The 25,018-nt window shown below is 72.0% G+C and carries 18 protein-coding genes and 3 pseudogenes; 14 read left to right on the forward strand and 7 right to left on the reverse strand.

What is annotated here, in order from left to right; all coding sequences use genetic code 11:
- Positions 1-8: 8 nt before the first annotated feature.
- Entirely contained in the window at positions 9-1,832 is a 1,824-nt protein-coding gene (locus ACZ3OF_RS01350; protein WP_361666939.1) for an AMP-dependent synthetase/ligase, read from the reverse strand.
- Between the two features lie 270 nt (positions 1,833-2,102).
- Positions 2,103-2,993, reverse strand: a complete 891-nt coding sequence (locus ACZ3OF_RS01355; protein ID WP_361666938.1) for a LysR substrate-binding domain-containing protein — start codon at positions 2,991-2,993, stop codon at positions 2,103-2,105.
- 128 nt (positions 2,994-3,121) lie between these two features.
- On the opposite strand from ACZ3OF_RS01355, the gene ACZ3OF_RS01360 reads away from it, so the two are divergent.
- The 3 genes from ACZ3OF_RS01360 to ACZ3OF_RS01370 all read left to right on the forward strand — a co-directional run bounded on the left by ACZ3OF_RS01360 (position 3,122) and on the right by ACZ3OF_RS01370 (position 5,212).
- Entirely contained in the window at positions 3,122-4,177 is a 1,056-nt protein-coding gene (locus ACZ3OF_RS01360; RefSeq protein WP_467302005.1) for a bile acid:sodium symporter family protein, read from the forward strand.
- A gap of 100 nt (positions 4,178-4,277) precedes the next feature.
- On the forward strand, positions 4,278-4,799 hold the full coding sequence (locus tag ACZ3OF_RS01365; RefSeq protein WP_361666934.1) for an isochorismatase family protein: 522 nt from the start codon (positions 4,278-4,280) through the stop codon (positions 4,797-4,799).
- Positions 4,796-5,212, forward strand: coding sequence for a thioredoxin domain-containing protein (locus ACZ3OF_RS01370; protein WP_467302007.1), 417 nt, complete (start codon positions 4,796-4,798; stop codon positions 5,210-5,212). Before ACZ3OF_RS01365 ends, ACZ3OF_RS01370 begins: the two co-directional genes overlap by 4 nt.
- A gap of 189 nt (positions 5,213-5,401) precedes the next feature.
- Here ACZ3OF_RS01370 and fdhD read toward each other — a convergent pair whose 3' ends face one another.
- The 5 genes and pseudogenes from fdhD to ACZ3OF_RS01395 form a co-directional block, all read right to left on the reverse strand.
- Positions 5,402-6,250: a formate dehydrogenase accessory sulfurtransferase FdhD gene (fdhD, locus tag ACZ3OF_RS01375; RefSeq protein WP_361666931.1), complete on the reverse strand. Its 849-nt coding sequence runs from the start codon at positions 6,248-6,250 to the stop codon at positions 5,402-5,404.
- 4 nt (positions 6,251-6,254) lie between these two features.
- On the reverse strand, positions 6,255-7,112 hold the full coding sequence (locus tag ACZ3OF_RS01380) for a 2Fe-2S iron-sulfur cluster-binding protein (protein ID WP_467302009.1): 858 nt from the start codon (positions 7,110-7,112) through the stop codon (positions 6,255-6,257).
- Positions 7,109-8,485, reverse strand: a pseudogene (locus tag ACZ3OF_RS01385) (complex I 51 kDa subunit family protein); the annotation flags it as partial. The gene ACZ3OF_RS01380 and the pseudogene ACZ3OF_RS01385, both read right to left, overlap by 4 nt.
- A gap of 157 nt (positions 8,486-8,642) precedes the next feature.
- Positions 8,643-8,897: pseudogene (locus tag ACZ3OF_RS01390) on the reverse strand (molybdopterin-dependent oxidoreductase); the annotation flags it as partial.
- Between the two features lie 14 nt (positions 8,898-8,911).
- Positions 8,912-9,874, reverse strand: a pseudogene (locus ACZ3OF_RS01395) (2-dehydropantoate 2-reductase); the annotation flags it as partial.
- A gap of 269 nt (positions 9,875-10,143) precedes the next feature.
- Here ACZ3OF_RS01395 and ACZ3OF_RS01400 point away from each other — a divergent pair.
- From ACZ3OF_RS01400 to ACZ3OF_RS01450, 11 genes are all read left to right on the forward strand, one after another.
- Positions 10,144-11,091 (forward strand): beta-ketoacyl-ACP synthase III, encoded by a 948-nt coding sequence (locus ACZ3OF_RS01400; RefSeq protein ID WP_361666927.1) that lies wholly within the window; start codon positions 10,144-10,146, stop codon positions 11,089-11,091.
- A 139-nt stretch (positions 11,092-11,230) separates the two neighbouring features.
- The gene (locus ACZ3OF_RS01405; protein ID WP_361666925.1) at positions 11,231-11,908 is read left to right on the forward strand and encodes a GntR family transcriptional regulator; all 678 of its coding nucleotides are present in this window, start codon (positions 11,231-11,233) and stop codon (positions 11,906-11,908) included.
- A 142-nt stretch (positions 11,909-12,050) separates the two neighbouring features.
- Positions 12,051-12,860, forward strand: a complete 810-nt coding sequence (locus ACZ3OF_RS01410; RefSeq protein WP_361666923.1) for a hypothetical protein — start codon at positions 12,051-12,053, stop codon at positions 12,858-12,860.
- 74 nt (positions 12,861-12,934) lie between these two features.
- The gene (locus tag ACZ3OF_RS01415) at positions 12,935-13,579 is read left to right on the forward strand and encodes a class F sortase (RefSeq protein WP_467302012.1); all 645 of its coding nucleotides are present in this window, start codon (positions 12,935-12,937) and stop codon (positions 13,577-13,579) included.
- Between the two features lie 165 nt (positions 13,580-13,744).
- Positions 13,745-14,926: an ROK family transcriptional regulator gene (locus ACZ3OF_RS01420; protein ID WP_361666919.1), complete on the forward strand. Its 1,182-nt coding sequence runs from the start codon at positions 13,745-13,747 to the stop codon at positions 14,924-14,926.
- A gap of 177 nt (positions 14,927-15,103) precedes the next feature.
- Complete coding sequence (locus ACZ3OF_RS01425; protein WP_467302014.1) at positions 15,104-16,594, forward strand: sugar ABC transporter ATP-binding protein; 1,491 nt, start codon at positions 15,104-15,106, stop codon at positions 16,592-16,594.
- Positions 16,591-17,598: an ABC transporter permease gene (locus ACZ3OF_RS01430; protein WP_361666915.1), complete on the forward strand. Its 1,008-nt coding sequence runs from the start codon at positions 16,591-16,593 to the stop codon at positions 17,596-17,598. Before ACZ3OF_RS01425 ends, ACZ3OF_RS01430 begins: the two co-directional genes overlap by 4 nt.
- A 74-nt stretch (positions 17,599-17,672) precedes the next feature.
- Positions 17,673-18,710: a substrate-binding domain-containing protein gene (locus ACZ3OF_RS01435; RefSeq protein ID WP_361666913.1), complete on the forward strand. Its 1,038-nt coding sequence runs from the start codon at positions 17,673-17,675 to the stop codon at positions 18,708-18,710.
- An 88-nt stretch (positions 18,711-18,798) separates the two neighbouring features.
- A complete protein-coding gene (locus tag ACZ3OF_RS01440) occupies positions 18,799-20,025 on the forward strand; it encodes a Gfo/Idh/MocA family protein (protein WP_467302017.1) in 1,227 nt (408 codons plus the stop codon).
- 13 nt (positions 20,026-20,038) lie between these two features.
- Positions 20,039-21,043: a sugar phosphate isomerase/epimerase family protein gene (locus ACZ3OF_RS01445; protein WP_467302019.1), complete on the forward strand. Its 1,005-nt coding sequence runs from the start codon at positions 20,039-20,041 to the stop codon at positions 21,041-21,043.
- Positions 21,044-21,319: 276 nt separating this feature from the next.
- Positions 21,320-25,003: a ThuA domain-containing protein gene (locus tag ACZ3OF_RS01450; protein WP_467302020.1), complete on the forward strand. Its 3,684-nt coding sequence runs from the start codon at positions 21,320-21,322 to the stop codon at positions 25,001-25,003.
- The last annotated feature ends 15 nt before the right edge of the window (positions 25,004-25,018 follow it).

Below are 25,018 nucleotides of genomic sequence, written 5' to 3' on the forward strand. Positions count from 1 at the left end.
TGCCCCGGTCAGCCGTACAGCGCCTCGACCTCCGCCGCGTACGCGTTCTCGATCGCCTTGCGCTTGAGTTTGAGGGAGGGCGTGAGCAGCCCGTGCTCCTCGCTGAACGGATGGGCCAGGATCCGGAACGTCCGGATGGACTCCGCCTGCGAGACCAGGGTGTTGGCCGCCACCACGGCCCGTCGGATCTCCGTCTCCAGACTCGGGTCGCGCACCAGCTCGGCCGGCGGCAGCGGCGCCCGCCCCTGCATCGCGAGCCAGTGTTCCACCGCCTCCTGATCCATCGTCACCAGTGCGGCGATGTACGGCCGGTCGTTGCCCACCACGATGCACTGGGCGATCAGCGGATGCGCTCGTACGCGCTCCTCCAGACCGGCGGGCGAGACGCTCTTGCCGCCCGAGGTCACCAGGATCTCCTTCTTGCGCCCGGTGATCGTCAGAAAGCCGTCCTCGTCGAGCATCCCCAGGTCCCCGGTGGCCAGCCAGCCGTCGTTGAGGACGGCTGCGGTCGCCTTCGGGTTGTTGAGGTAACCGGAGAAGATCTGACCGCCGTGCAGCCACACCTCCCCGTCCTCGGCGATGTGCACCGTCGTCCCCGGCACCGGCTGGCCGACCGTCCCGTACTTGACGCGCTCCGGCGGATTCGCCGTCGCCGCCGCCGAGGACTCCGTCAGGCCGTACCCCTCGAAGACGGTCACCCCGGCGCCCTCGAAGAAGAGGCCGAGGCGCCGGTCCATGCCGGAGCCGCCCGACATCGCGTGCCGGACCCGTCCGCCCATGGCGTCGCGGACCTTCCCGTACACGACCTTCTCGAAGAACTGGTGCTGCATCCGGAGCCCGGCCGACGGGCCGGGGCCGATGCCGAACGCCTTGTGTTCCATGGCTTCCGCGTACTTGACCGCCACGTCGACGGCCTTGTCGAAGGGGCCCACCTTCCCGTCGCTCTCCGCCTTGCGGCGGGCGGCGTGGAAGACCTTCTCGAAGATGTAGGGCACGGCCAGGATGAACGTCGGCCGGAAGGACGCCAGGTCCGGCAGGAGCGCGGACGCCGCAAGCACCGGCTGATGCCCCATCTTCACTCCGCTCAGCACCGCCGCGACCTCCACCATCCGCCCGAAGACATGGGCGAGGGGGAGGAAGAGCAGGGTCGAGGCCTCGTCGCCCGGCTTGGAGTGGAAGACCGGCTCCCAGCGGCCGACCAGCATGTCCGTCTCGAACATGAAGTTGGAGTGGGTGATCACGCAGCCCTTGGGGCGGCCCGTGGTGCCCGAGGTGTAGATGATCGTGGCCACGGAGTCCGGCGTCACCGCGCGGCGGTGCCGCTGGACGATCTCCTCGTCGATCTCCGCACCCGCCGCCATCAGTTCGTCGACCGCGCCCGCGTCCAGCTGCCACAACCGCTGGAGCCGCGGCAGCCGGTCGACCACCGAACCGATCGTCATCGCGTGGTCCTCGTGCTCCACCACGCAGGCGGTGACCTCGGCGTCGTGCAGCATCCAGTAGACCTGATCGGCCGACGAGGTGGGGTAGATCGGTACCGACTGGGCGCCCAGCGTCCACAGCGCGAAGTCGAACAGGGTCCATTCGTAGCGGGTCCTGGCCATGATGGCGACCCGGTCACCGAACCGTACGCCGTGCGCGATCAGCCCCTTGGCGAGCGCGAGCACCTCGTCCCGGAACTGCGCCGAGGTCACGTCCCGCCACGCGCCGGCGGCGTCCTTGCGGCCGAAGGCGACCCGGTCGGGCGTCTGCTCGGCGTGGTCGAACACGGCGTCCGCCAGACCGCCGACCTGAGGCGCCGCCTCGATGGGCGGCACGGTGAACTCGCGCAATGACCTGCTCCTCGACCGCTCGTTGTCGCGCTCCGTACGGCGCGGGTGACGGTACCCCACCCGACTGGCGGGCGGGAGGGCCTTCACCAAGCCGGGACATTGGGTGTTGTCACAGGTCAGGGCAGGGTGAGGGGACAAGTGGCGGGCGGTCGGGGGCCGTTACTGACCCGGCAGTAAGTAGGTCGGGATCGAATCTCCACGGAATCTGTACCGGCCGCTCACCTCGCTCGCCTCGCTCACCTCGCTCACCCAGGAAGTCCGGGGCCGGGCTCAGGGGCTGAGAGGTCCGGCGGCGCGGCGGGGCCGGTGCAGCCGGTCGCCCCCCGCGAGGATCGCCGCGGCCAGGGCGTCGGCCGCCTCCTGCGCCTTCCCGCGCTGCCGGCCCTTGCGCAGGACGAAGTCGACGTCGCCCAGGTCCGGCAGCCCCGCACGGGCGGGCACGTGCGACAGACCGGGCGGAACCAGCCCACGGGTGTGCGCCATCACCCCGAGACCGGCCCGGGCCGCCGCGATGTTCGCACTCAGGCTGCTGCTCGTGCACGCGATCCGCCAGGCCCGCCCCTGCGCCTCCAGGGCTTCGAGGGCACGGGCGCGGGTGATGCCGGGCGGCGGGAAGACGATCAGCGGCACCGGACGGTCCGGGTCGAGACGCAGCCGCGGCGAGCCGATCCAGATCAGCGAGTCCTGCCAGACCAGCTCACCCGCGCTCTCCTCCGTGCGCCGCTTGGCGAGGATCAGGTCGAGCCGCCCCGCCTCGAGCCGGGCGTCGAGTGTCCCGGACAGCTCGACCGTCAGCTCCAGATCCACCTCGGGGTGCTCGCGCCGGAACGACTCCAGGATCTCGGGCAGCCGGGTCACCACGAAGTCCTCCGAGGCCCCGAAGCGCAACCGCCCGCGCAGCCGGGTCCCGGTGAAGTAGGCGGCCGCCCGCTCATGGGCCTGGAGGATCGTCCGGGCGAAGCCGAGCATCGCCTCGCCGTCCTCCGTCAGCTCGACGCTGTGGGTGTCCCGGGTGAACAGCGGGCGCCCGGTGGCGTCCTCGAGCCGCCGCACATGCTGGCTCACGGTCGACTGCCGCACCCCGAGCCGCCGGGCGGCCTGGGTGAAGCTCAGCGTCTGGGCGACGGCGAGAAAGGTACGGAGCTGCCCGGGTTCGTACACGCCGTCCAGGCTAGCGCGCGCTCATCGCGATGCGTGATGACAGTCAGAGCACTGTACGGGATTCCCGATCGCCGGGGCCGGGAGCAGGATGGGGAGGCACGATCTTTCGCCCGAGAGCAGTGGAGCACATGAGCCGCCGTACCACCCTCCTGCCGTCCTGGCTGCCGATCGACCCGTACATCGCGGCACTCCTGGGCACGGTGGGCCTCGCGGCGCTGCTGCCCGCCTCCGGCGCCGCCGCGACCGTCGCGGACGGGGCCTCGACGGCGGCCATCGCCCTGCTCTTCTTCCTCTACGGCGCACGGCTCTCCACGCGTGAGGCGCTGGACGGACTCAAGCACTGGCGGCTCCATGTGACCGTCCTCGCCGCCACCTTCGTCGTCTTCCCGCTGCTCGGGCTCGCGGCGAAGGGGCTGGTACCGGCCGTTCTCACGCCCTCGCTCCACAGCGGCCTGCTCTTCCTCTGCCTGGTGCCGTCCACCGTCCAGTCCTCGATCGCGTTCACCTCGATCGCCCGGGGCAACGTCCCGGCCGCGATCTGCGCGGGCTCCTTCTCCTCCCTGGCCGGCATCGTGCTCACCCCGCTGCTCGCCGCTGTCCTGCTCGGCGGCGGCGCGGGCGGCTTCTCCGCCGACTCGCTGCTGAAGATCGTGCTCCAGCTCCTCGCGCCGTTCCTGGGGGGCCAGCTGCTGCGGCGCTGGGTCGGGGGGTTCGTCGTACGGAAGAAGAAGGTGCTGGGGTACGTCGACCGGGGCTCGATCCTGCTCGTCGTGTACACCGCCTTCAGCCACGGCATGGTCGCCGGCATCTGGCACCAGGTCACCCCGGTCCGGCTCGGGCTCCTGCTCGCGGTCGAGGCCGTCCTGCTCGCCGTGATGCTGTCGCTGACCTGGTACGGCGCGCGGCGGCTCGGCTTCGACCGGGCGGACCGGATCGCGATCCAGTTCGCGGGCTCGAAGAAGAGCCTGGCGGCGGGGCTCCCGATGGCGAGCGTGCTGTTCGGCCCGCAGGCCTCCCTGGCGGTTCTGCCGCTGATGCTCTTCCACCAGATGCAGCTGATGGTCTGCGCGGTCATCGCGAAGCGCCGTGCCAGGGACCCGGAGCGGGCTCCGGAGGCCGCCCCGCGGGGCGGGACGCCGCGGCCCGAGCGGACGGCGGAGGCCGCGACGGCGGCCCGACGCTGAGGGCCACCCGGCAGCGCGGCCTCAGGGCGCCCGGCCCGCGTTGGCGGGATCACGTCCCCACCCCCACCACGATGATCATCGGGCCCGCTACCGTGCTCCCATGCCCGCACTCGATCCCGGCCGCACCGCGCTCGTCCTCGTCGACCTTATGGAACGCATCGTCGCGCTGCCGCTCGCCCCCCGCCCCGGAACCGACGTCGTCGCCGCCGCGGACCGACTCGCCGACACCTTCCGGGCCGTCGGCGCGCCCGTCGTCCACATCAGGGTCGAGCGGCCGAACGTCGAGACCCAGCCGCCCGGCAGCGACCTCGTCCCCTCCCTCGTCTCCGACGGCGACCACGTCGTCGTCAAGCGGACCGTCGGCGGATTCCAGGACACCGGCCTCCACGAGCTCCTCGCCGCGCACGCGGTCACCACGGTCGTGTTCGCCGGCATCGCCACCAACCTCGGCGTCGAGTCCACCGCCCGCGCCGCCTGCGACCTCGGCTACGAACCGGTCTTCGCCGAGGACGCCATGACCGCCCTCACCGCCGACGAGCACCACGCCTCGGTGACCCTCGACTTCCCGCGCCTCGGCACCGTCGCCCCCGTCGACGCGATCACCCTGGACGGACCCGAGTGACGCGGGTCCCGATACGGTACGGCGCCCGTCCCTGCTCCCTGGTCATCTGCCGCGGCTGCTGCTGCGGCGACGCGGGCAAGAACCCGGGCGTCGACCACGAGGGCCAGCTCGCCCGGCTCCGCGAGGCCGCGGCGCGATCCGACGGCCGGCTCTCCGTCCGTACGAGCGACTGCCTCGGCCCCTGCGCCCAGGCCAACGTCGTCGTGGTCCAGCCCTCCACCGAGGGCCGCCGGCGGGGCGGACGCGCCGCCTGGATCGGGTTCACGGTGGACGACGACTGCCTCGACGACATCCTCGCCTGGACGGCCGCGGGCGGACCCGGCATCGCCGAACCCCCGGCGACCCTCACGCTCCAGATGATCGACCCCCCGGCCGAGACACCCCGCGCCCGCGCGGCTCGCCGCACGCGGTAGCGCCAAGCGTCCGGGCGCCCGTGCACATCCGTACGGGCACATCACGGCGGTTGCGTCACCGCGGCGCGTCACCGCGGCACATCATGGCGGCGCGTCACCGCGGCCGTTCGAGGAAGGGTGTGGGACCGGCCGGCGCAGGGGGCGCTCCCCGCCGGCCGATGGCCCGACCCGTGCAGCGCGCGGAGCCCGTCAGCCCCGGGTGGCCGCGGCCCCGAGGGCGATCCGGTGCTCGCCCGCGTACACGTTCATGTCCTGGCCGCGCAGGAAGCCGACCAGGGTGAGGCCCGTCTCCGCGGCCAGGTCCACGGCCAGCGAGGACGGCGCCGAGACCGCCGCGAGCACCGGGATGCCCGCCATCACGGCCTTCTGCGCCAGCTCGAAGGACGCCCGCCCGGACACCAGCAGGACCGCCCGGTCCAGCGGCAGCCGCCCGTCGCTCAGGGCGCGGCCCACCAGTTTGTCCACCGCGTTGTGGCGGCCCACGTCCTCCCGAACGTCGAGCAGCTCGCCGTCCTCCGAGAACAGCGCCGCCGCGTGCAGGCCCCCGGTACGGTCGAAGACCCGCTGCGCCGCCCTCAGCCGGTCGGGGAGGCGGGCGAGCAGCTCGGGCGTGAGCCGGACCGGGGGAGTGTCGGCGATCGGGAAGCGTGCCGTGGTCCGTACGGCGTCCAGGCTTGCCTTGCCGCACAGCCCGCACGACGACGTCGTGTAGACGTTCCGCTCCAGGGTGATGTCCGGGACGGGGACACCGGGCGCCAGCTGGACGTCCACCACGTTGTACGTGTTCGTGCCGTCGTCCTTGGCGCCCGCGCAGTACACGATGTTCCGCACGTCGGACGCCGCGCCGAGCACCCCCTCGCTGACCAGGAACCCGGCGGCGAGCGCGAAGTCGTCGCCGGGCGTGCGCATCGTGATCGCGAGCGGCTTGCCGTTCAGCCGGATCTCCAGCGGCTCCTCGGCCACCAGCGTGTCCGGGCGTACGTTGACGGCGTCGCCCCGGATCCGGATGACGCGCCGTCGCTCGGTGACCCGTCCCATGTGGTTACACCCGATTCTGTACGTGCTGGAAGCCGAAACGGCCCTTGATACAGAGGTTGCCATGGGTCACCGGGTTGTCGTGCGGGGAGGTGACCTTGACGATCTCGTTGTCCTGGACGTGCAGGGTGAGATTGCAGCCCACGCCGCAGTACGCGCAGACCGTCGTCGTCTCCGTCTGCGCCGCCTCGTCCCAGGTGCCGTCCGCGCGCATGTCGAACTCCCGCCTGAAGCTCAGCGCGCCCGTCGGACAGACCTCGATGCAGTTGCCGCAGTACACGCACGCGGACTCGGTGAGCGGTCCGTCGTGCTCCACGGCGATCCGGGCGTCGAAGCCGCGGCCGGTGACGGAGATGGCGAAGGAGTTCTGCCACTGGTCGCCGCAGGCGTCGACGCACTTGTAGCAGAGGATGCACTTGTCGTAGTCGCGGACGTAGAGGTCGTTGTCGATGCGCGGCTCCTCGCCGAGGCGGCGCGCGTCCGGCCCGAAGCGGTCGGGCTCCGCCCCGTACTCCTTGATCCACTCGGCGCGCGGGGTGGTCGACAGATCCACCGACGAGGCGAGCAGCTCCAGGACGACCTTCCTGCTGTGCCGGGTCCGCTCGGTGTCGGTACGGACGACCATCCCGGGTTCGGCGCGGCGCGAGCAGGCCGGGGCGAGAGTCCTGGCCCCCTCGACCTCGACCACGCACACCCGGCAGGCGTTCTTCGGGGTGAGCGTGTCGCCGTGGCAGAGCGTCGGCACGTCCGTACCGGCCGCGCGGCAGGCGTCGAGGATCGTGGCACCCTCCGGGACCCGCACGGGGGTGTCGCCGAGGGTGAACTCCAGGAGGCGGCGGGGCGGGGCGAGGGGAACCGTGGTCACTTGTAGACCCCCAGACGGTCGATGGCGGACTCGACGGCGTTCCACGCGGTCTGGCCGAGACCGCGGATCGAGGCGTCGCGCAGGGCCTGCCCGACCTCGCGCAGCAGGGCGATGTCACCGGCCGCCGCCTCGCCCGTACGGTCCTTGATGCGGTGGAGCGCCTCCTCCTGCCGGACCGTGCCCACCCGGCAGGGCACGCACTGTCCGCAGGACTCGTCGCGGAAGAACTCGGCGATGCGCAGCAGGATCCGCGGCAGGTCCACGGACTCGTCGAGGACGAGGACCACACCGGAGCCGAGGGTGGTGCCGGCGGCCCGGGTGCCCTCGAAGGTGAGCGGGATGTCGAGCTCGTCCGGGCGGACGAACCCGCCCGCCGCCCCGCCGAGCAGCACCGCGCGCAGGGTGTCCGGCCGCCCGGCGAGGTCGAGGAGCTCGCCGAGGGTCGCCCCGAACGGGAGCTCGTACACGCAGGGCCGGTCGACGTTGCCCGAGACGCAGAAGAGCTTGGTCTCGGTCGCGCGGAACGCCTCGGCGCCCCGGGTGAGGATCGGCAGGACGTTGACGAGCGTCTCGACGTTGTTGGCGGCCGTCGGCTTGCCGAACAGGCCCTTCTCGACAGGGAAGGGCGGCTTGGAACGCGGCTCGCCCCGGTATCCCTCGATGGAGTTGAACAGGGCGGTCTCCTCGCCGCAGATGTACGCGCCGGCGCCGCGCCGTATCTCGATGTCGAAGGCGAAGCCGCTGCCGAGGAGCCCGCGGGTACGGGCCTCGTCGAGGGCGTGGGTGAGTCGCTCGTACGCACGGGGGTACTCACCCCGGACGTAGAGGTAGCCCCGGTGGGCGCCGACGGCGTGCCCGGCGACCGTCATCGCCTCGACCAGCGCGTACGGGTCGCCCTCCATGACCACGCGGTCCTTGAAGGTGCCCGGCTCGGACTCATCGGCGTTGCACACGGCGTAGTGGGGGGAGTCGGACTGGGAGGCGGTCGCCTGCCACTTCCGCCCGGTGGGGAACGCGGCCCCGCCGCGCCCGACGAGCCCGGACTCCGTGACCTCCCGGACGACCCCGGCGGGGCCGAGCGCGAACGCCCGCCGCAGCGCGGCGTATCCGCCGTGGGCCCGGTAGTCGTCCACGCTGGTCGGATCGACGACCCCGACGCGCCCGAGGAGCGTGAGGTGGGCACGCCTCTCGTCGGGCCGCACCGCGTGTTCCGCCCACTCGGCGTGCCTGGTCTGTGGCACGGCCATGACGGCGGGTGCTTCGGGCACGGTGGCCTCGGGGTGCCGGGCGGCCCGGGCGAGTTCGCCCGCCGTCGCAGGGGCGACGACGACGGCGAGGCGGGTGCGGGGGGCCGGGGGTGCGGCGGCGGTGGGTTGGTCGCCCCGGGTCGTGCCTCCCGGGGCGACGGGGTTGTGGGTGCCGACGGCGGCTGTGGCGTCCGGGGCTGACGGCTCCTGCCCGCTGAGCGCCCCGAGCAGCGAGGTGCCGGGGCCGACGGGTGTCGCGGACGGATCGGGGGCCGACCCCGACGGACCGAGTGCAGGCCCTGCCGGACCGAATGCCGGCCCTGATGTTCCGCGCGAACTTCTGCGCCACGTAGTTCATCTCGTTGGTCGCGCGGGCGCAGGAGAACATCCCGAACGCGCCCCGGACCGCCCGGAACCCGGCCGCCGCCCGCTCCAGGGCCTCGTCCCAGCTCGCCGGCCGCAGCGGCCCGCCCTTCTCGTCCCGTACGAGCGGGTGGGTGAGCCGGGTGTACGTCTTGGGGTCGCGGTTCCGCTTCTTCCTGCCGTGCTCCTGGACTGGGTCGCGAGCAGGTCCGACAGGGCGTGGACGGTACGGAGCGTCGGCACGGGCACGTCGGTGATGCCCGCCAGCTCCACCACGGCGGCTAGGAGCACGTCCAGCTCCAGCGGCTTGCCCCGCTCCAGGTCCTGAAGGGTGGAGGTGCGGTGGTCGCCGACCCGCTCGGCGCCCGCGAGGCGGCGCTCGACGGAGATGCCGGGGCGGCAGCCGAGGGCCGCGGCGACGGTCAGGGTCTCGTGCATCATCTGCTCGATCACCTGCCGCGTACCGCCGTGCAGGCACATCTGACGCATCGTCGCCCGGGCGAGCGCGCTGATGGGGTTGAAGGAGATGTTGCCGAGCAGCCTGATCCAGATGTCGTGCCGCAACTCCGCCTCGACCGGGCACTTCAGGCCCCCGGCGCGCATCGCCTCGGCGAAGACCTCGCAGCGTTCGGAGGCCGAGCGGTCCGGCTCCCCGACGGAGAACCGGGTGCCCTCCAGGTGGCGGACGACCCCGGGGCCGCTGAGCTCGGTCGCGGCGTAGACGACGCAGCCGATGGCCCGTTCGGGGGCGAGGACGGCCGAGACCGCGCCGCCCGGGTCGACGCTCTCGACGCGATGGCCGTCGTGCGGGCCGCCGTGGCGGTGGAAGTACCACCAGGGGATGCCGTTCTGGGCGGCGACGACCGCCGTGGTGTCGTGCAGGAGCGGCGCGATGAGCGGCCCGCACGCCGCGTACGCGTTGGCCTTCAGGCCGAGGAAGACGTAGTCGACAGGGCCGACGTCGGCCGGGTCGTCGGTGGCGTGCACCCGGGCGGTGAAATCGCCGCGCGGGCTCTCGACCCGTACACCGTGCTGCCTCATGGCCGCGAGATGCGGTCCACGGGCGATCAGATGGACATTGGCGCCGGCGCGGTCGAGCGCGGCTCCGACGTAGGCGCCGATCGCACCGGCGCCGAGGACTGCGACCTTCACGTGCGGATCTCCGTTCGGTCGAGGGAACCGCGAGGGAAGATGGAAGCGTGTGTCGACGAAATATTGTCTACAGTATGGAGTGAGGGTCGACAAGGGGTCGGGAGCGCGCCCGTTCCCCGGCTGTTGTCACGGTCTCCCAACAGGTGCGGGTGAATCTTGGTGGTTTACGCGCCCGGTTACCGATGAGTCGCTGGCGAGACTGGGTGGTCCTGCTTGCTTGCACTGTGCAAGCGCATCACGCGCCACATGAACCCAAGGGGGTCCCGGGCATGACGGGCACTCGTATCGCCGCGCTCGGGCACTACCAGCCCGCCAAGGTCCTGACCAATGAGGACCTGGCCGAGCTCGTCGACACCAGCGACGAATGGATCAGCAGCCGCGTCGGCATCAGGACCCGTCACATGGCAGGACCCGACGAACCGGTCGACGAACTCGCCGCGCACGCCGCCGGCAAGGCGCTCGCCACGGCCGGTCTCGGCCCCGCCGACATCGACCTGGTCCTCGTCGCCACCTCCACGGCGATCGACCGCTCGCCCAACACCGCGGCCCGCGTCGCCGCCCGGCTCGGCATGGGTTCGCCCGCCACGATGGACCTCAACGTGGTCTGCGCGGGCTTCACCCACGCCCTCGCCACCGCCGACCACGCGATCCGGGCGGGCTCCGCCCGGCGCGCCCTGGTCATCGGTGCCGACAAGATGACCGAGATCACCGACTGGACCGACCGCACGACCTGTGTGCTCGTCGGCGACGGCGCGGGTGCGGCGGTCGTCGAGGCCGTGGCGGAGGGCGCCGAGCCCGGCATCGGCCCGGTGCTCTGGGGTTCCGTACCGGAGATGGGCCACGCGGTCCGTATCGAGGGCACCCCGCCGCGCTTCGCGCAGGAGGGCCAGACCGTCTACCGCTGGGCCACCCAGCGGCTGCCCGCCCTCGCCCGCCAGGTGTGCGAGCGGTCGGGGGTCTCCCCGGAGGAGCTGGCAGGCGTCGTGCTGCACCAGGCCAACCTGCGGATCATCGAGCCGCTCGCCGCGAAGATCGGCGCTGTCAACGCGGTCGTCGCCCGTGACGTGGTCGATTCCGGCAACACCTCGGCCGCCTCGATCCCGCTGGCGCTCTCCAAGCTGGTCGAACGCGGGGAGCTCCCGTCCGGTGCGCCGGCCCTGCTCTTCGGCTTCGGCGGCAACCTCTCGTACGCGGGACAGGTCGTCCGCGTCCCGTAGCCGCACCACGCGCCGCTCGCACCGGGCGGGGCCGTTTCGGACGAGATCACGCAGCGCCGCATGCCTGGACCTGTACGCCGGTAGACTGTAGACGATAGCCAATCCGTGCTGATCGCCTACGGCGTACGAGGGGGCCGCGATGTTGTCCGCAGGACTGCCGCAAGGGGCCGTGCCCAGGCTGGAGCGGCCGGGGCCGCTGCGCGACCGGGTCTACGAGGCGCTGCTCGAACTGATCACCACGCGTGCCCTGCGACCCGGTCAACATCTGGTCGAGAGCGAACTTGCCGGACACCTCGGGGTCTCCCGTCAGCCCGTCCGTGAGGCGCTCCAGCGGCTGAACACCGAGGGCTGGGTCGACCTCCGGCCGGCCCAGGGCGCCTTCGTCCACGAGCCGACCGACGAGGAGGCCGACCAACTGCTCTCCGTCCGTACGCTTCTGGAGGCGGAGGCCGCCCGGCTCGCCGCCGCGAACTCCGGCTCGGCCGGGATCGCCGCACTGGAGGAGCTCTGCGCGCGGGGCGAGCAGGCGGTGGCGGACGACGACGTCGACCTGGCCGTGGCGACGAACGCGGCCTTCCACGCCAAGGTCATGGAACTGGCCGGAAACCTCGTCCTGTCCGAGCTGGCGGGCCAGGTCGACCGCCGCGTCCGCTGGTACTACACGCCCGTCGCGCGGCAGCGTGGCAAGCAGTCGTGGAAGGAGCACCGCGAGCTGATCGACGCGATCGCGGCCCGCGACGAGGCCCGCGCCACGACGGTCATGCGCGCCCACACGGAGCACACCCGCGCGACCTACCACGAGCACAGCCAGGGCTGAGTGGAGTCCCCGCTGCCCCGTTCGGCGGAGCCCGGTGGCGGGGGGCCCTGGGCCGCCCTAGCTTCGGACGGGGCGAGGGACATCACCCGCCGTACGCGGCAACGGGCCGCCGGGCGTTCCTCGTGTGATCTGGAGGAGCGCCATGCGCGCGATACGTGTTGCTTCCGCGGCCCTGCTCGCCGCGGCCGCCCTCTCGCTCGCGGCGCCGACGGCCGCACTGGCCGACGAGGGAACCGGGAGCGACACGACGCCGAAGGCGGGCGCGCGGGCCGGCGGCCTGTCGAGCGCACCGACGGACGCCGCCGCCACGCAGGTCGACCCCGGCGACGTCGCCGAGGAGGCCGGTGGCGAGGGCACACCGGGCGTGGGCGTCGGCGCGCCCGGGACAAGTACGGATGGGGCCGGCACGGACGCGGCCGGTGCGGCGAACGTCGGCGCGGCGGGCGACGCCGCCCCGTCCGCTGTCGTCGCCCCGTCCGCCGAGGCCGCCCCGTCGACCGACGGCACCGCGAGCGACGTCACGCCGTTCGGCTTCTCCGTCACGCCCGCGACCGTCGCCCCCGGCGACACCGTCACGCTGACCTCCGACGGCTGCGAGGCCTCATCCGTCACCGTCACCTCGGGGGTCTTCGACACCGTCACGCTCACCGAGGGCCGCGCGGGCACCGCCACCATCGACGTCGAGGCCAAGATCGCCGCGGAGTACGAGGTGACCTTCGACTGCAAGGGTGAGAAGGGCACCGCCCCCCTCACCATCGCCGCCGGCTCCACCGGCCACTCCGCGGGCGGCCATGTCACCGGCGCGGACAAGGGCGTCAAGGCCGGCTTCGGCGGCGGCGCCGGTGAACTCGGCACCACGGAGGTCGTCATGGGCAGCGCGCTGATCGCGGGCGCGCTGGGCGGCGGCGGGATGCTGCTGATGCGCCGCCGCGGATCCGGCGACAGCGCCTGATACGGCTCCTTCGCCCCGGGATGACGAGGTCCGGGGCGGGGGAGCGTCATCGCCTCACACCGGGAGTGCGGATCGTGCACGGGTCGAACGGAGCGTCCAGGCGCGGCGCCTGGGGCGTCGTCGCCGTCGTCCTGCTCGTCGGCGTCCATCTGGTGCGGGGCGGTACGGAGGAATGGCGCGCCGGAGGCCCGCCTCAGCCACTCGCCGCCGCGGCCCCGGAGCACGCCGCAGTCCTCGCTCCCGCGGCGGGCCCCGGTGCACTGCCCGCCTCCCGCCCCACGCGCGTCCGCGTGCCCGCCGTCCGTATCGACACGCCCGTCACACCCGTCGGGCTCGACGCCGAGGGATGGATCGACACGCCGCCCGCGGACGAGACCGGCCTCGCCGGCTGGTTCACCGGCGCCGTCACCCCCGGCGAGAAGGGCACGGCGGTCGTCGTCGGCCACGTGGACACCCCGGACGGTCCGGGCGTCTTCTACGAACTCGGCGCGCTGGGCAAGGGTCAGCGCGTCGAGATCGCCCGCCAGGACGGCCGGACGGCCGTCTTCTCCGTGTACGGCGTCGAAGTCGTCCCGAAGGACGACTTCCCGGCCGAGCGGATCTACCGGACCTCCCCCCACCCCGAGCTGCGCCTCCTCACCTGCGGCGGCGGCTTCTCCCGGCAGAAGGGGTACGACGGCAACGTCGTCGTCTCCGCCCGCCTCGTCGACGTGCGCTGACCCACGGACCGGAAGTCTTTGTCCTCACCCGGGAAAAAGTCGGACCGGATTGCTGCGCAACTTCTTCCCAGTCCCGGACGCCACTGCTACGTTCCCCTCGAAAGCCCGACGGCGAGCCGACCGAAGGGCCTCGCCGACTCGTCAGGGGAGGGGCGCGTGAGACGCATGACGGCACGACCCGCCAACGCGCACCAGGCGCGACTGCTGCGACTGCTGCGCGACGGAGGTCCCAACTCCCGTGCGCAGCTGGGCGATCAGATCGACCTGTCCCGCTCCAAGCTCGCCGTCGAGGTCGACAGGCTCCTGGAGACCGGCCTCGTCGTCGCCGACGGACTCGCCGCCTCCCGCGGTGGCCGCCGGTCACACAACATCCGGCTCGCGCCCGAACTCCGCTTCCTCGGTGTCGACATCGGCGCCACCTCCATCGATGTGGCCGTCACCAACGCCGAGTTGGAGGTGCTCGGGCATCTCAATCACCCGATGGACGTCCGCGAGGGCCCGGTCGCCGTCTTCGAGCAGGCGCTCGCCATGGCGGCCAAGCTCCGCGCCTCCGGCCTCGCCGAAAGCTTCGACGGCGCCGGCATCGGGGTCCCCGGTCCGGTCCGCTTCCCCGAGGGCATCCCGGTCGCGCCCCCGATCATGCCCGGCTGGGACGGCTTCCCCGTACGGGAGGCGCTCAGCCAGGAACTGGGCTGCCCGGTCATGGTCGACAACGACGTGAACCTGATGGCCATGGGGGAGCAGCACGCGGGCGTCGCACGCTCGGTCGGCGACTTCCTCTGCGTCAAGATCGGTACGGGCATCGGCTGCGGCATCGTCGTCGGCGGGCAGGTCTACCGCGGTACGACGGGCAGCGCCGGAGACATCGGGCACATCCAGGTGGAACCGGACGGCCGCTCCTGCGCCTGCGGCAACAAGGGCTGCCTGGAAGCCCACTTCAGCGGCGCCGCCCTGGCCCGCGACGCCGAGGACGCGGCGCGCGCGGGCCGGTCGGACGAGCTCGCCGGACGCCTCGCGGCGGCCGGCCGGCTCACGGCGGTCGACGTCGCCGCGGCGGCCGCCGCGGGGGACGCCACCTCGCTCGCCCTCATCCGTGAGGGCGGCAACCGGGTCGGGCAGGTCATCGCCGGACTCGTCAGCTTCTTCAATCCCGGTCTGGTGGTGATCGGCGGCGGTGTCACCGGCCTCGGTCACAACCTCCTCGCCAGTGTCCGCACCCAGGTCTACCGCCAGTCCCTCCCGCTGGCCACCGGCAACCTCCCCATCGTGCTGGGCGAGCTGGGACCGACCGCCGGAGTGATCGGCGCGGCCCGCCTCATCAGCGACCACCTCTTCTCCCCGGCGTAACCCCCCTTCCGGTGGTTCGTGGGCCTTCGTTCCGCAGGACGGAGGCACACACCCCCCACCGGCCATCACCCGCCGGACCACCTCGACACCCACTCGCTCAGGCGCCACCCGCACCCGCCGAGGGGATCACCCATGCCATCGCCACCTCCGGCACGCCCTGAAACGTCCCTGCTCGCCATGTCCGCCATCACCAAGTCCTTCCCCGGCGTCCGCGCCCTCGACGGCGTCGATCTCGACGTCGCCCCCGGCGAGGTCCACTGCCTCCTCGGCCAGAACGGCGCCGGCAAGTCCACCCTGATCAAGGTGCTCGCAGGCGCCCACCAGCCCGACGGCGGGAGCATCACCTGGCGCGGAGAACCCGTCCAGCTCCGCTCCCCGATCGCCGCCATGCGCCTCGGCATCGCCACCATCTACCAGGAACTCGACCTCGTCGAAGGGCTCTCCGTCGCCGAGAACGTCCACCTCGGCCACGAACCCACCACCGCGGGATTCGTCGTCCGGGCCCGCGCCGCCCGCGCGTCGACGGCAGCGCTGCTGAAGCGGCTCGGCCATCCCGAGATCGACCCCGCCCGCCGCGTAGGCGAACTCTCGGCCGCACAGCAGCAGATCGTCTCGATGGCCCGCGCCCTCTCCCACGACGTCCGGCTCATCGTCATGGACGAGCCGTCGGCCGCCCTCGACCCCGACGAGGTCGACAACCTGTTCCGTATCGTCGCCGACCTCACCGCGGACGGGGTCGCCGTCGTCTACATCTCCCACCGTCTGGAGGAGATCCGCCGCATCGGCGACCGGGTCACCGTCCTGAAGGACGGCCGCGCCGTGGCCGGCGGCCTGCCCGCCGCCTCGACCCCCACCCGGGACATCGTCGCCCTGATGACCGGCCGCAACGTCGAGTACGTCTTCCCGCCGCGCCCCGCCGAACCCCCGCCCGCCGCACCCGTGCTCCAGCTCCAAGGCCTCGCCAGGGAGGGTGAGTTCGCCCCCGTCGACCTCGAAGTGCGGCCGGGCGAGATCGTGGGTCTCGCCGGGCTCGTCGGCTCGGGCCGCTCCGAGATCCTGGAGACGGTCTACGGGGCCCGGAAGGCCACCGCGGGACGCGTCCTCGTCGACGGCCGCGCCCTGCGCCCCGGCAGCGTCCGCGACGCCGTCCGCGCCGGGCTCGGACTCGCCCCCGAGGAACGCAAGGCCCAGGGGCTCCTCATGCTGGAGTCCGTCACCCGCAACGTCTCGGTCTCCACGCTGGCCCGCTTCTCGCGCGCCGGCTGGATCGACCGTACCGGCGAACGCGAAGCGGCCCGGGCCGCCACCCGGGAGCTGTCGCTGCGGCCCGACAACCCCGACGCCCCGATCCGTACCCTCTCCGGCGGAAACCAGCAGAAGGCAGTCCTCGCCCGCTGGCTGCTGCGCGGCTGCCGCGTCCTCCTGCTCGACGAGCCGACCCGCGGCGTCGACGTCGGCGCCCGCGCCGAGCTGTACGCCGTCATCCGCCGCCTCGCCGACGACGGCCTCGCCGTCCTCCTCGTGTCGAGCGAAGTGCCCGAGGTGCTGGGCCTGGCCGACCGTGTCCTGGTGCTCAGGGAGGGCAGTGTCGTCCACACGGCACCCGCCCGCGAGCTCGACGAACACCGCGTACTCGACCTCGTGATGGAAGGGAGTCCCACGTCATGACGCTGTCCACCGCCAAGGACACCACGGCGCCCGCGCAGCAGGGCGGCCGGCGCCCGCTCGGTCTGCGGGCCGACGTCCGCAACCTCTCCCTGCTCGGGGTGCTCGCCGTGCTGATCGCGGTCGGCGGCTTCACCCGGCCCGACGAGTTCCTCGCCGTCTCCAACCTCCAACTCGTGCTCACCCAGGCGTCCGTGATCGGTGTCGTCACCGTCGGCATGACCTTCGTCATCACCAGCGGCGGCATCGACCTCTCCGTCGGCGCGATCGTCGCCCTCGCCTCCGTCTGGGCGACCACGCTGGCGACACAGGAGTACGGATTCGCCGGCATCCTCTTCACCGCCGTCGTCGTCGGCGTGGGGTGCGGCCTGGTGAACGGGCTGCTCATCGCGTACGGCGGGATGGTCCCCTTCATCGCGACCCTCGCCATGTTCGCCTCGGCCCGCGGTCTCGCCCTCCAGATCACCGACGGACGCACCCAGATCGTCAGCGTCGACTCCGTCCTCGACCTCGGCATCCCCGACGCCTACATCCTGGGCATCCCGCCGCTCGTCCTCGTCTTCGCCGCCGTCACCGTCGCGGGCTGGCTGATCCTCAACCGGACCACCTTCGGCCGCCGCACGGTCGCCGTCGGCGGCAACGCGGAGGCCGCCCGCCTCGCCGGCATCGACGTACGACGTCAGCGCCTCTACCTCTATCTGCTCTCAGGGCTGTGCTGCGGCATCGCGGCCTTCCTGCTGATCATCCTCTCCGGCTCCGGACAGAACACCAACGGCAACCTGTACGAACTCGACGCCATCGCCGCCGCGATCATCGGTGGCACCCTCCTCACCGGCGGCCGCGGCACGATCGTCGGCTCCGTCCTCGGTGTCCTGGTCTTCACGACCATCACCAACATCTTCGCGCTCAACAACCTGCAGAGCGACGTCCAGCAGATCGCCAAGGGCGCGATCATCGTCGCCGCCGTCCTGGTCCAGCACCGCACCGCGCGCCACGGCGACACCTGACCTCCCCCGTCCCCGGACAACCCCCATCCGCCCCTCCCCGAGAGCCTCCCTCACCCCCGAAGGGATCCATCGCCATGCCAGAAACCAGCCGCAGAGGCCTGCTTTTCGGCTCCGCCGCCGTCTCCGCCGGTGCTCTCCTCACCGCCTGCACCAGCAACGAGCCCAAGAACGCGGCCCCGGCCGCGAGCAACGCCCCCGCCGCCGACGACAAGCCCGGCACCCCCGTCACCATCGGCTTCGCCGGCCCTCAGGCCGACCACGGCTGGCTCAACGCCATCAACCAGAACGCCAAGGAGCGCGCGAAGAAGTACTCCGAGGTCACCCTGGAGATCACCGAGGGCTCCAACGACACGGCGACCCAGATCGGCCAGATCCAGACCCTGATCAACAAGAAGGTCGACGTCCTGGTCATCCTGCCCGCCGACGGCAAGGCGCTCACCCAGGTCGGCCTCCAGGCCATGAAGGCCGGCATCCCGGTCATCAACCTGGACCGCATCTTCGCCTCCCCGCAGGCCTATCGCTGCTGGATCGGCGGCGACAACTACGGCATGGGCCTCAACGCCGGCCGCTACATCGGCGAGAAGCTCAAGGACAAGCCGGGCGCCACCGTCATCGAACTCGCCGGCATGGACAGCCTCGAGCTGACCAAGCAGCGCACCCAGGGCTTCGACGACGCCCTCAAGAACTACCCCAACATCCGCAAGGTGGCCCGTCAGGCCGCCGACTTCACCGTCGAGTCGGGCCAGGCCAAGATGGCCCAACTCCTCCAGGCCCAGTCGAAGTTCGACGCCCTGTGGAACCACGACGACGACCAGGGTGTGGGCGCGCTGCGGGCCATCGCCCAGGCCGGCCGCAAGGACTTCCTCATGGTCGGCGGCGCCGGCGCCAAGTCGGCGATGGACGCCATCAAGGCCGACGACGGGGTCCTCAAGGCCACCGTCCTCTACCCGCCGACCATGGCCGCCTCCGCCATCGACCTGGCCCGCGCCCTCGGCCAGAAGAAGGGCGTCGGTGGACTTGCCGAGCTGGAGATCCCGGCCTCCCTCACCCTCTACTCGGCCGTCGTGACCAAGGAGAACGTCGACGAGTACCTGCCCACCGGCTTCAGCTGACCGGGGTCCGGCCGCCGGCCCTCGGGGGTGGCCGGCGGATCCCCCGAGCCCGGCACCCCCCACCGTGCAACCGATGAGGAGGAACCGTATGGAACAGCGGGAGAGCGAGGCCGGCCCGACCGGTCAGGCCGGCGAGGCCACGGCGCCGTCACTCGGCATCGGCATGGTCGGCTACGCGTTCATGGGCGCCGCCCACTCCCAGGGGTGGCGGACCGCGGGGCGTGTCTTCGACCTGCCGCTGCGGCCCGTGCTCGCCGCCGTCGCCGGCCGTGACCGGGCCGCGGTCCGGGCGGCGGCGGCCAAGCACGGCTGGGCGGCGGCAGAGACCGACTGGCGCGCCCTCGTCGCTCGCGACGACGTCCAGCTCGTCGACGTCTGCACCCCGGGCGACAGCCACGCGGAGATCGCGATCGCCGCTCTGGAGGCGGGCAAGCACGTCCTGTGCGAGAAGCCGCTCGCCAACTCGGTCGCCGAGGCCGAGGCCATGGTCGCCGCCGCGGCGGCGGCGGCCGCCCGTGGCCAGGTCGCCATGGTCGGCTTCAACTACCGTCGGGTGCCGGCCATCGCGTACGCCCGCGGACTCATCGCCGAGGGCAGGCTCGGCGACCTGCGGCACGTACGGGTCACGTATCTGCAGGACTGGCTCGTCGACCCCGGCTTCCCGCTGACCTGGCGCCTGGAGCGCGAGCACGCGGGATCCGGGGCCCTCGGGGACCTCGGCGCGCACGCGGTCGACCTCGCCCAGTACCTGGCGGGGGAGCTGCTGGTCGGGGTCTCGGCGCTCACCGAGACCTTCGTACGGGAGCGGCCGCTGCTCGCGGGGGTCTCGGCCGGTCTCTCCGGCGCCGCCACGGGCGGGGCGTACGGGGCGGTGACGGTGGACGACGCCGCGCTGTTCACCGGGCGGCTCGCCTCCGGGGCGCTGGCCTCCTTCGAGGCGACCCGGATGGCGGCGGGGCGGAAGAACGCCCTGCGGCTGGAGATCAACGGCGAGAGGGGCTCGCTCGCCTTCGACCTGGAGCGGCTCAACGAGCTCTCGTTCCACGACCACACGGAGCCGGCCGCCTCCGCGGGCTTCCGCCGGATCCTGGTGACCGAGCCGGACCATCCGTATCTGGAGGGCTGGTGGCCGCCGGGCCACGCGCTCGGGTACGAGCACACCTTCGTCCACCAGGCCCGCGACCTGGTCCTCGCCATCGCGTCCGGCACCGCCCCCGCGCCGACCTTCGCCGACGGACTCCAGGTCCAGCGGGTGCTCGCCGCGGTGGAGGAGAGCGCCGAGAAGAACGCCGTCTACACCCCCGTACAGGTCTAGGAGGCCGTCGACCGTGACCCGTCCCTTCACCCTCTTCACCGGCCAGTGGGCCGACCTGCCGCTGGAGGAGGTCTGCCGGCTCGCCCGTGACTTCGGCTACGACGGCCTCGAACTCGCCTGCTGGGGCGACCACTTCGAGGTGGACAAGGCGCTCGCCGATCCCTCGTACGTCGACGGCCGCCGTGCCCTTCTGGAGAAGTACGGCCTGAAGTGCTGGGCGATCTCCAACCACCTGGTGGGCCAGGCCGTCTGCGACCACCCGATCGACGAGCGGCACGAGGCGATCGTGCCGGCCCGGATCTGGGGCGACGGCGAGCCGGAAGGCGTACGGCGGCGGGCGGCGCGCGAGCTCGCCGACACCGCGCGGGCCGCCGCCGCCCTCGGCGTCGACACCGTCATCGGCTTCACCGGCTCGTCGATCTGGCATCTGGTGGCGATGTTCCCGCCGGTGCCGGAGCGCATGATCGAGCGTGGCTTCGAGGACTTCGCGGAGCGCTGGAACCCGATCCTGGACGTCTTCGACGCCGAGGGCGTCCGTTTCGCGCACGAGGTCCATCCGAGTGAGATCGCGTACGACTACTGGACCACGCAGCGAGCCCTCGAAGCGGTGGACCGGCGACCGGCCTTCGGGCTGAACTTCGACCCGAGCCACTTCGTCTGGCAGGACCTGGACCCGGTCGGCTTCCTCTGGGACTTCCGCGACCGGATCTACCACGTGGACTGCAAGGAGGCCCGCAAGCGCCTCGACGGGCGCAACGGGCGGCTCGGCTCGCACCTGCCGTGGGGCGATCCGCGGCGCGGCTGGGACTTCGTCTCGGCCGGGCACGGTGACGTGCCGTGGGAGGACGTCTTCCGGATGCTGCGCTCGATCGGCTACGCGGGGCCCGTCTCCGTGGAGTGGGAGGACGCCGGGATGGACCGGCTGACCGGTGCGCCGGAAGCGCTTGCTCATCTCAAGCGGTACGACTTCGACCCGCCCGCGGCCTCCTTCGACGCGGCCTTCGGCGGCCGCGACTGACCTGGCACGGCAGGTGAGCGCCCGGCGGCGGCGACGCCACCGGGTTGCTCCGCCGTGCCCTCGGCGGGCTTTGTCCTGTCGCGGTGGAAAGTTCGACGAGGTCCGTGCGCAAGGGCTTTCCGCTGGGGATGAACCCCGCTACGGTCCCTGATGTGTACATGACGTAACCATGCAGGATCCGTGCTCAACCGTGCTCAACCGTGCTTTGAGACCAGCGTGACGGCGCGCGCCGGTCCCCGGACACCCGCACACCCGGCCCTACTCCGGAGGACATCCGTGCACAGCAAACGACTCCGAGCCAGAAAGACACTCGCCCTCCTCGCCGTCGGACTCCTCGCCCTCGGGGGCCAACAGGCCCTCGCGGCCGAGACGGACGGCGGCGCCGGCACCGCCGCGGCCGCCGAGGAGTTCCAGCAGGTCACCCTCGCCAAGGGCGGTGAGGAGGTCGGCGAACCGATGTCGCTGGCCGTGCTCCCCGACCGCAGCGTCCTGCACACCTCACGGAACGGCGAACTCCGCCGCACCGACGCGGCGGGCAACACCAAGGTCATCGGCACCGTCCCCGTCTACTCCCACGACGAGGAAGGTCTCCAGGGCATCGGGCTCGACCCGGACTTCGCCCGGAACAAGGCCATCTACCTCTACTACGCCCCGCTGCTCGACACCCCCTCCGGCGACGCCCCCGAGAACGGCACGGCCGCCGACTTCGCCGCGTTCGACGGCGTCAACCGCCTCTCGCGCTTCACGCTGAAGGCCGACGGCACGCTCGACAACGCGAGCGAGAAGAAGGTCATCGACATCCCCGCCACCCGCGGCATCTGCTGCCACGTCGGCGGCGACATCGACTTCGACGCCCAGGGCAACCTGTACCTGTCGACCGGTGACGACTCCAACCCCTTCGCCTCCGACGGCTTCACCCCCATCGACGAACGCCCGGGCCGCAACCCCGCGTTCGACGCCCGGCGCACGTCCGGCAACACCAACGACCTCCGCGGCAAGATCCTGCGCATCAAGGTCGCCGAGGACGGCTCGTACACCGTCCCCGACGGGAACCTCTTCGCCCCCGGCACCGCGAAGACCCGCCCCGAGATCTACGCGATGGGCTTCCGCAACCCCTTCCGCTTCAGCGTCGACAAGGCCACGGGCGTGCTGTACGTCGGTGACTACGGCCCCGACGCCGGCGCCGCCGACCCCAAGCGCGGACCCGCCGGCCAGGTCGAGTTCGCCCGCATCACCAAGCCCGGCAACTTCGGCTGGCCCTTCTGCACCGGCAAGAACGACGCCTACCTCGACTACGACTTCGCGACCAAGGTGTCCGGAGCGGCCTTCGACTGCGGCGCTCCGAAGAACGACTCGCCGTACAACACCGGACTCGTCGACCTGCCGCCGGCCGAGCCCGCCTGGATCCCGTACAACGGCGGCTCCGTACCGGAGTTCGGCACCGGATCCGAGTCCCCGATGGGCGGCCCCGTCTACCGGTACGACGCCGCCTCCACCTCCCCGGTCAAGTTCCCGGAGGCGTACGACGGAGACTTCTTCGCCGGAGAGTTCGGCCGGCGCTGGATCAAGCGCATCGAGCAGGGCACCGACGGCGCCGTCCAGTCCATCAACTCCGTCCCCTGGACCGGCACCCAGGTGATGGACATGGCCTTCGGACCCGACGGAGCGCTGTACGTACTCGACTACGGCACCGCCTGGTTCGGCGGCGACCACAACTCCGGGCTCTACCGCATCGAGAACGCCACCGGCGGACGCTCCCCGGTCGCCGAGGCGAGCGCGAACAAGACCTCCGGCACGTCCCCGCTGAAGGTCGCCTTCTCCTCCGCGGGCACGTCCGACGGCGACGGCGACGCCCTCACGTACAGCTGGGACTTCGGCGACGGCGGTACGTCGAGCGCCGCCAACCCCACCTACACGTACCGCAAGAACGGCACCTACACCGCGACCATGACGGCGAAGGACCCGAGCGGGCGCACCGGCTCCGCCTCCGTCCACGTCGTCGTCGGCAACACCGCTCCCAAGGTCACCCTCGAACTCCCCGCGGGGGGAGCCCTCTTCTCCTTCGGCGACGAGGTGCCCTTCAAGGTGAAGGTCACCGACCCGGAGGACGGCACGATCGACTGCGCCAAGGTCAAGGTCACCTACGTCCTCGGCCATGACAGCCACGGCCACCCCGTCACCTCGGCCAACGGCTGCACCGGCACCATCAAGACCTCCTCCGACGGAGGCCACGACGACGACGCCAACATCTTCGCCGTCTTCGACGCCGAGTACACCGACGGCGGAGGCGGCGGCCAGGCCGCCCTCACCACCCACGACCAGGCCAAGCTCCAGCCCCGTCACCGTCAGGCCGAGCACTTCGACGCCCAGAACGGCGTCAACGTCTTCGACAAGGCGGAGGCGAACGGCGGCCGGACCGTCGGCGACGTCCACGACGGCGATTGGATCTCCTTCAAGCCCTACAACCTGAGCGGAGCCACCAAGCTCACCGCCCGCGTCTCCTCCGGCGGTGTCGGCGGCTTCCTCGAAGTCCGCACCGGCTCGCCCACCGGCACCCTCCACGGCTCGGCGCCCGTCCCCGTCACCGGTGGCTGGGAGACCTTCCAGGACATCGACGTACCACTGCGCAACGTGCCCCGCACCACCACCGAACTCTTCCTCGTCTTCAAGGGCGGCTCCGGCGCGCTCTACGACGTCGACGACTTCACGTTCTCCAACGCCCCGGTGAACCGCAACGCCAAGCGGGTCCTGGTCTTCTCCAGGACCGCCGGGTTCCGCCACGACTCCATCGGCACCGGCATCGCCGCCCTCAAGGAGCTGGGCGCCGGCAGCGACATCACCGTCGACGCCACCGAGGAACCCCGCCAGTTCACCACCAACAACCTCGCCCGCTACGACGCCGTCGTCTTCCTCTCGACGACCGGTGACGTCCTCAACGCCGAGCAGCAGGCCGCCTTCGAGAACTACGTCTCCACCGGCGGCGGCTACATGGGCATCCACGCCGCCGCCGACACCGAGTACGACTGGGAGTTCTACGGCGGTCTCGTCGGAGCCCACTTCGCCTCCCACCCGCAGATCCAGCCCGCGACCGTACGCGTCGAGGACCACGACCACCCGGCCACCGCACACCTCGACGGCCCCTGGCAGCGGACCGACGAGTGGTACAACTACCGCACCAACCCACGCGGTCAGGCCCGGATCCTCGCCACCCTCGACGAGACCACCTACCAGGGCGGCACCATGAAGGGCGACCATCCGATCGCCTGGTGCAAGTCCTACGGCGGCGGCCGCTCCTTCTACACCGGCGGCGGCCACACCAAGGAGTCGTACGCCGAGCCGGCCTTCCGGCAGCACCTCCTCGGCGGGCTCACCTACGCCACCGGGCAGGCCACGGCCGACTGCCGGCCACAGACCGGTTACCGCGAGCTCTTCAACGGCCAGACCCCCGAAGGCTGGAAGCAGGCCGGACCCGGCGGCTTCGACATCGTCGACGGTGAACTGCGCTCGGTGGGCGGCATGGGCATGCTCTGGTACCAGGCCAAGGAGTTCTCCTCCTACTCCCTCACGCTCGACTGGAAGGCGGCGGGCGACGACAACTCCGGCATCTTCGTCGGCTTCCCCGCCTCCGACGACCCCTGGTCCGCCGTGAACAAGGGGTACGAGATCCAGATCGACGCGACCGACGCCGCCGACCGGACCACCGGGGCCGTCTACGGCTTCAAGTCCGCCGACCTGACGGCCCGGGACCGCGTGCTGCGCCCACCGGGGCAGTGGAACAGCTACGAGATCCGCGTGCGCGGCGAGCGGCTCCAGGTGTTCCTCAACGGGGTGAAGATCAACGACTTCACCAACACCGACCCGGCCCGCAGCCTCAAGGACGGTCACATCGGTCTCCAGAACCACGGGGCCGACGACCAGGTGTCGTTCCGCGACATCAAGCTCAGGGAGCTCCCCTCGTAGAGCCCCCGATCAGCC

Source organism: Streptomyces sp. NPDC022552 (assembly GCF_055561875.1).

Excerpts from the sequence above, each read along its gene's own strand:
- ACZ3OF_RS01360 (WP_467302005.1), top strand. The coding sequence starts at position 3,122 with ATGAGCCGCCGTACCACCCTCCTGCCGTCCTGGCTGCCGATCGACCCG.
- ACZ3OF_RS01365 (WP_361666934.1), top strand. The coding sequence starts at position 4,278 with ATGCCCGCACTCGATCCCGGCCGCACCGCGCTCGTCCTCGTCGACCTT.
- fdhD (WP_361666931.1), bottom strand. The coding sequence starts at position 6,250 with ATGGGACGGGTCACCGAGCGACGGCGCGTCATCCGGATCCGGGGCGAC.
- ACZ3OF_RS01400 (WP_361666927.1), top strand. The coding sequence starts at position 10,144 with ATGACGGGCACTCGTATCGCCGCGCTCGGGCACTACCAGCCCGCCAAG.
- ACZ3OF_RS01405 (WP_361666925.1), top strand. The coding sequence starts at position 11,231 with ATGTTGTCCGCAGGACTGCCGCAAGGGGCCGTGCCCAGGCTGGAGCGG.
- ACZ3OF_RS01410 (WP_361666923.1), top strand. The coding sequence starts at position 12,051 with ATGCGCGCGATACGTGTTGCTTCCGCGGCCCTGCTCGCCGCGGCCGCC.
- ACZ3OF_RS01420 (WP_361666919.1), top strand. The coding sequence starts at position 13,745 with ATGACGGCACGACCCGCCAACGCGCACCAGGCGCGACTGCTGCGACTG.
- ACZ3OF_RS01425 (WP_467302014.1), top strand. The coding sequence starts at position 15,104 with ATGTCCGCCATCACCAAGTCCTTCCCCGGCGTCCGCGCCCTCGACGGC.
- ACZ3OF_RS01430 (WP_361666915.1), top strand. The coding sequence starts at position 16,591 with ATGACGCTGTCCACCGCCAAGGACACCACGGCGCCCGCGCAGCAGGGC.
- ACZ3OF_RS01435 (WP_361666913.1), top strand. The coding sequence starts at position 17,673 with ATGCCAGAAACCAGCCGCAGAGGCCTGCTTTTCGGCTCCGCCGCCGTC.
- ACZ3OF_RS01440 (WP_467302017.1), top strand. The coding sequence starts at position 18,799 with ATGGAACAGCGGGAGAGCGAGGCCGGCCCGACCGGTCAGGCCGGCGAG.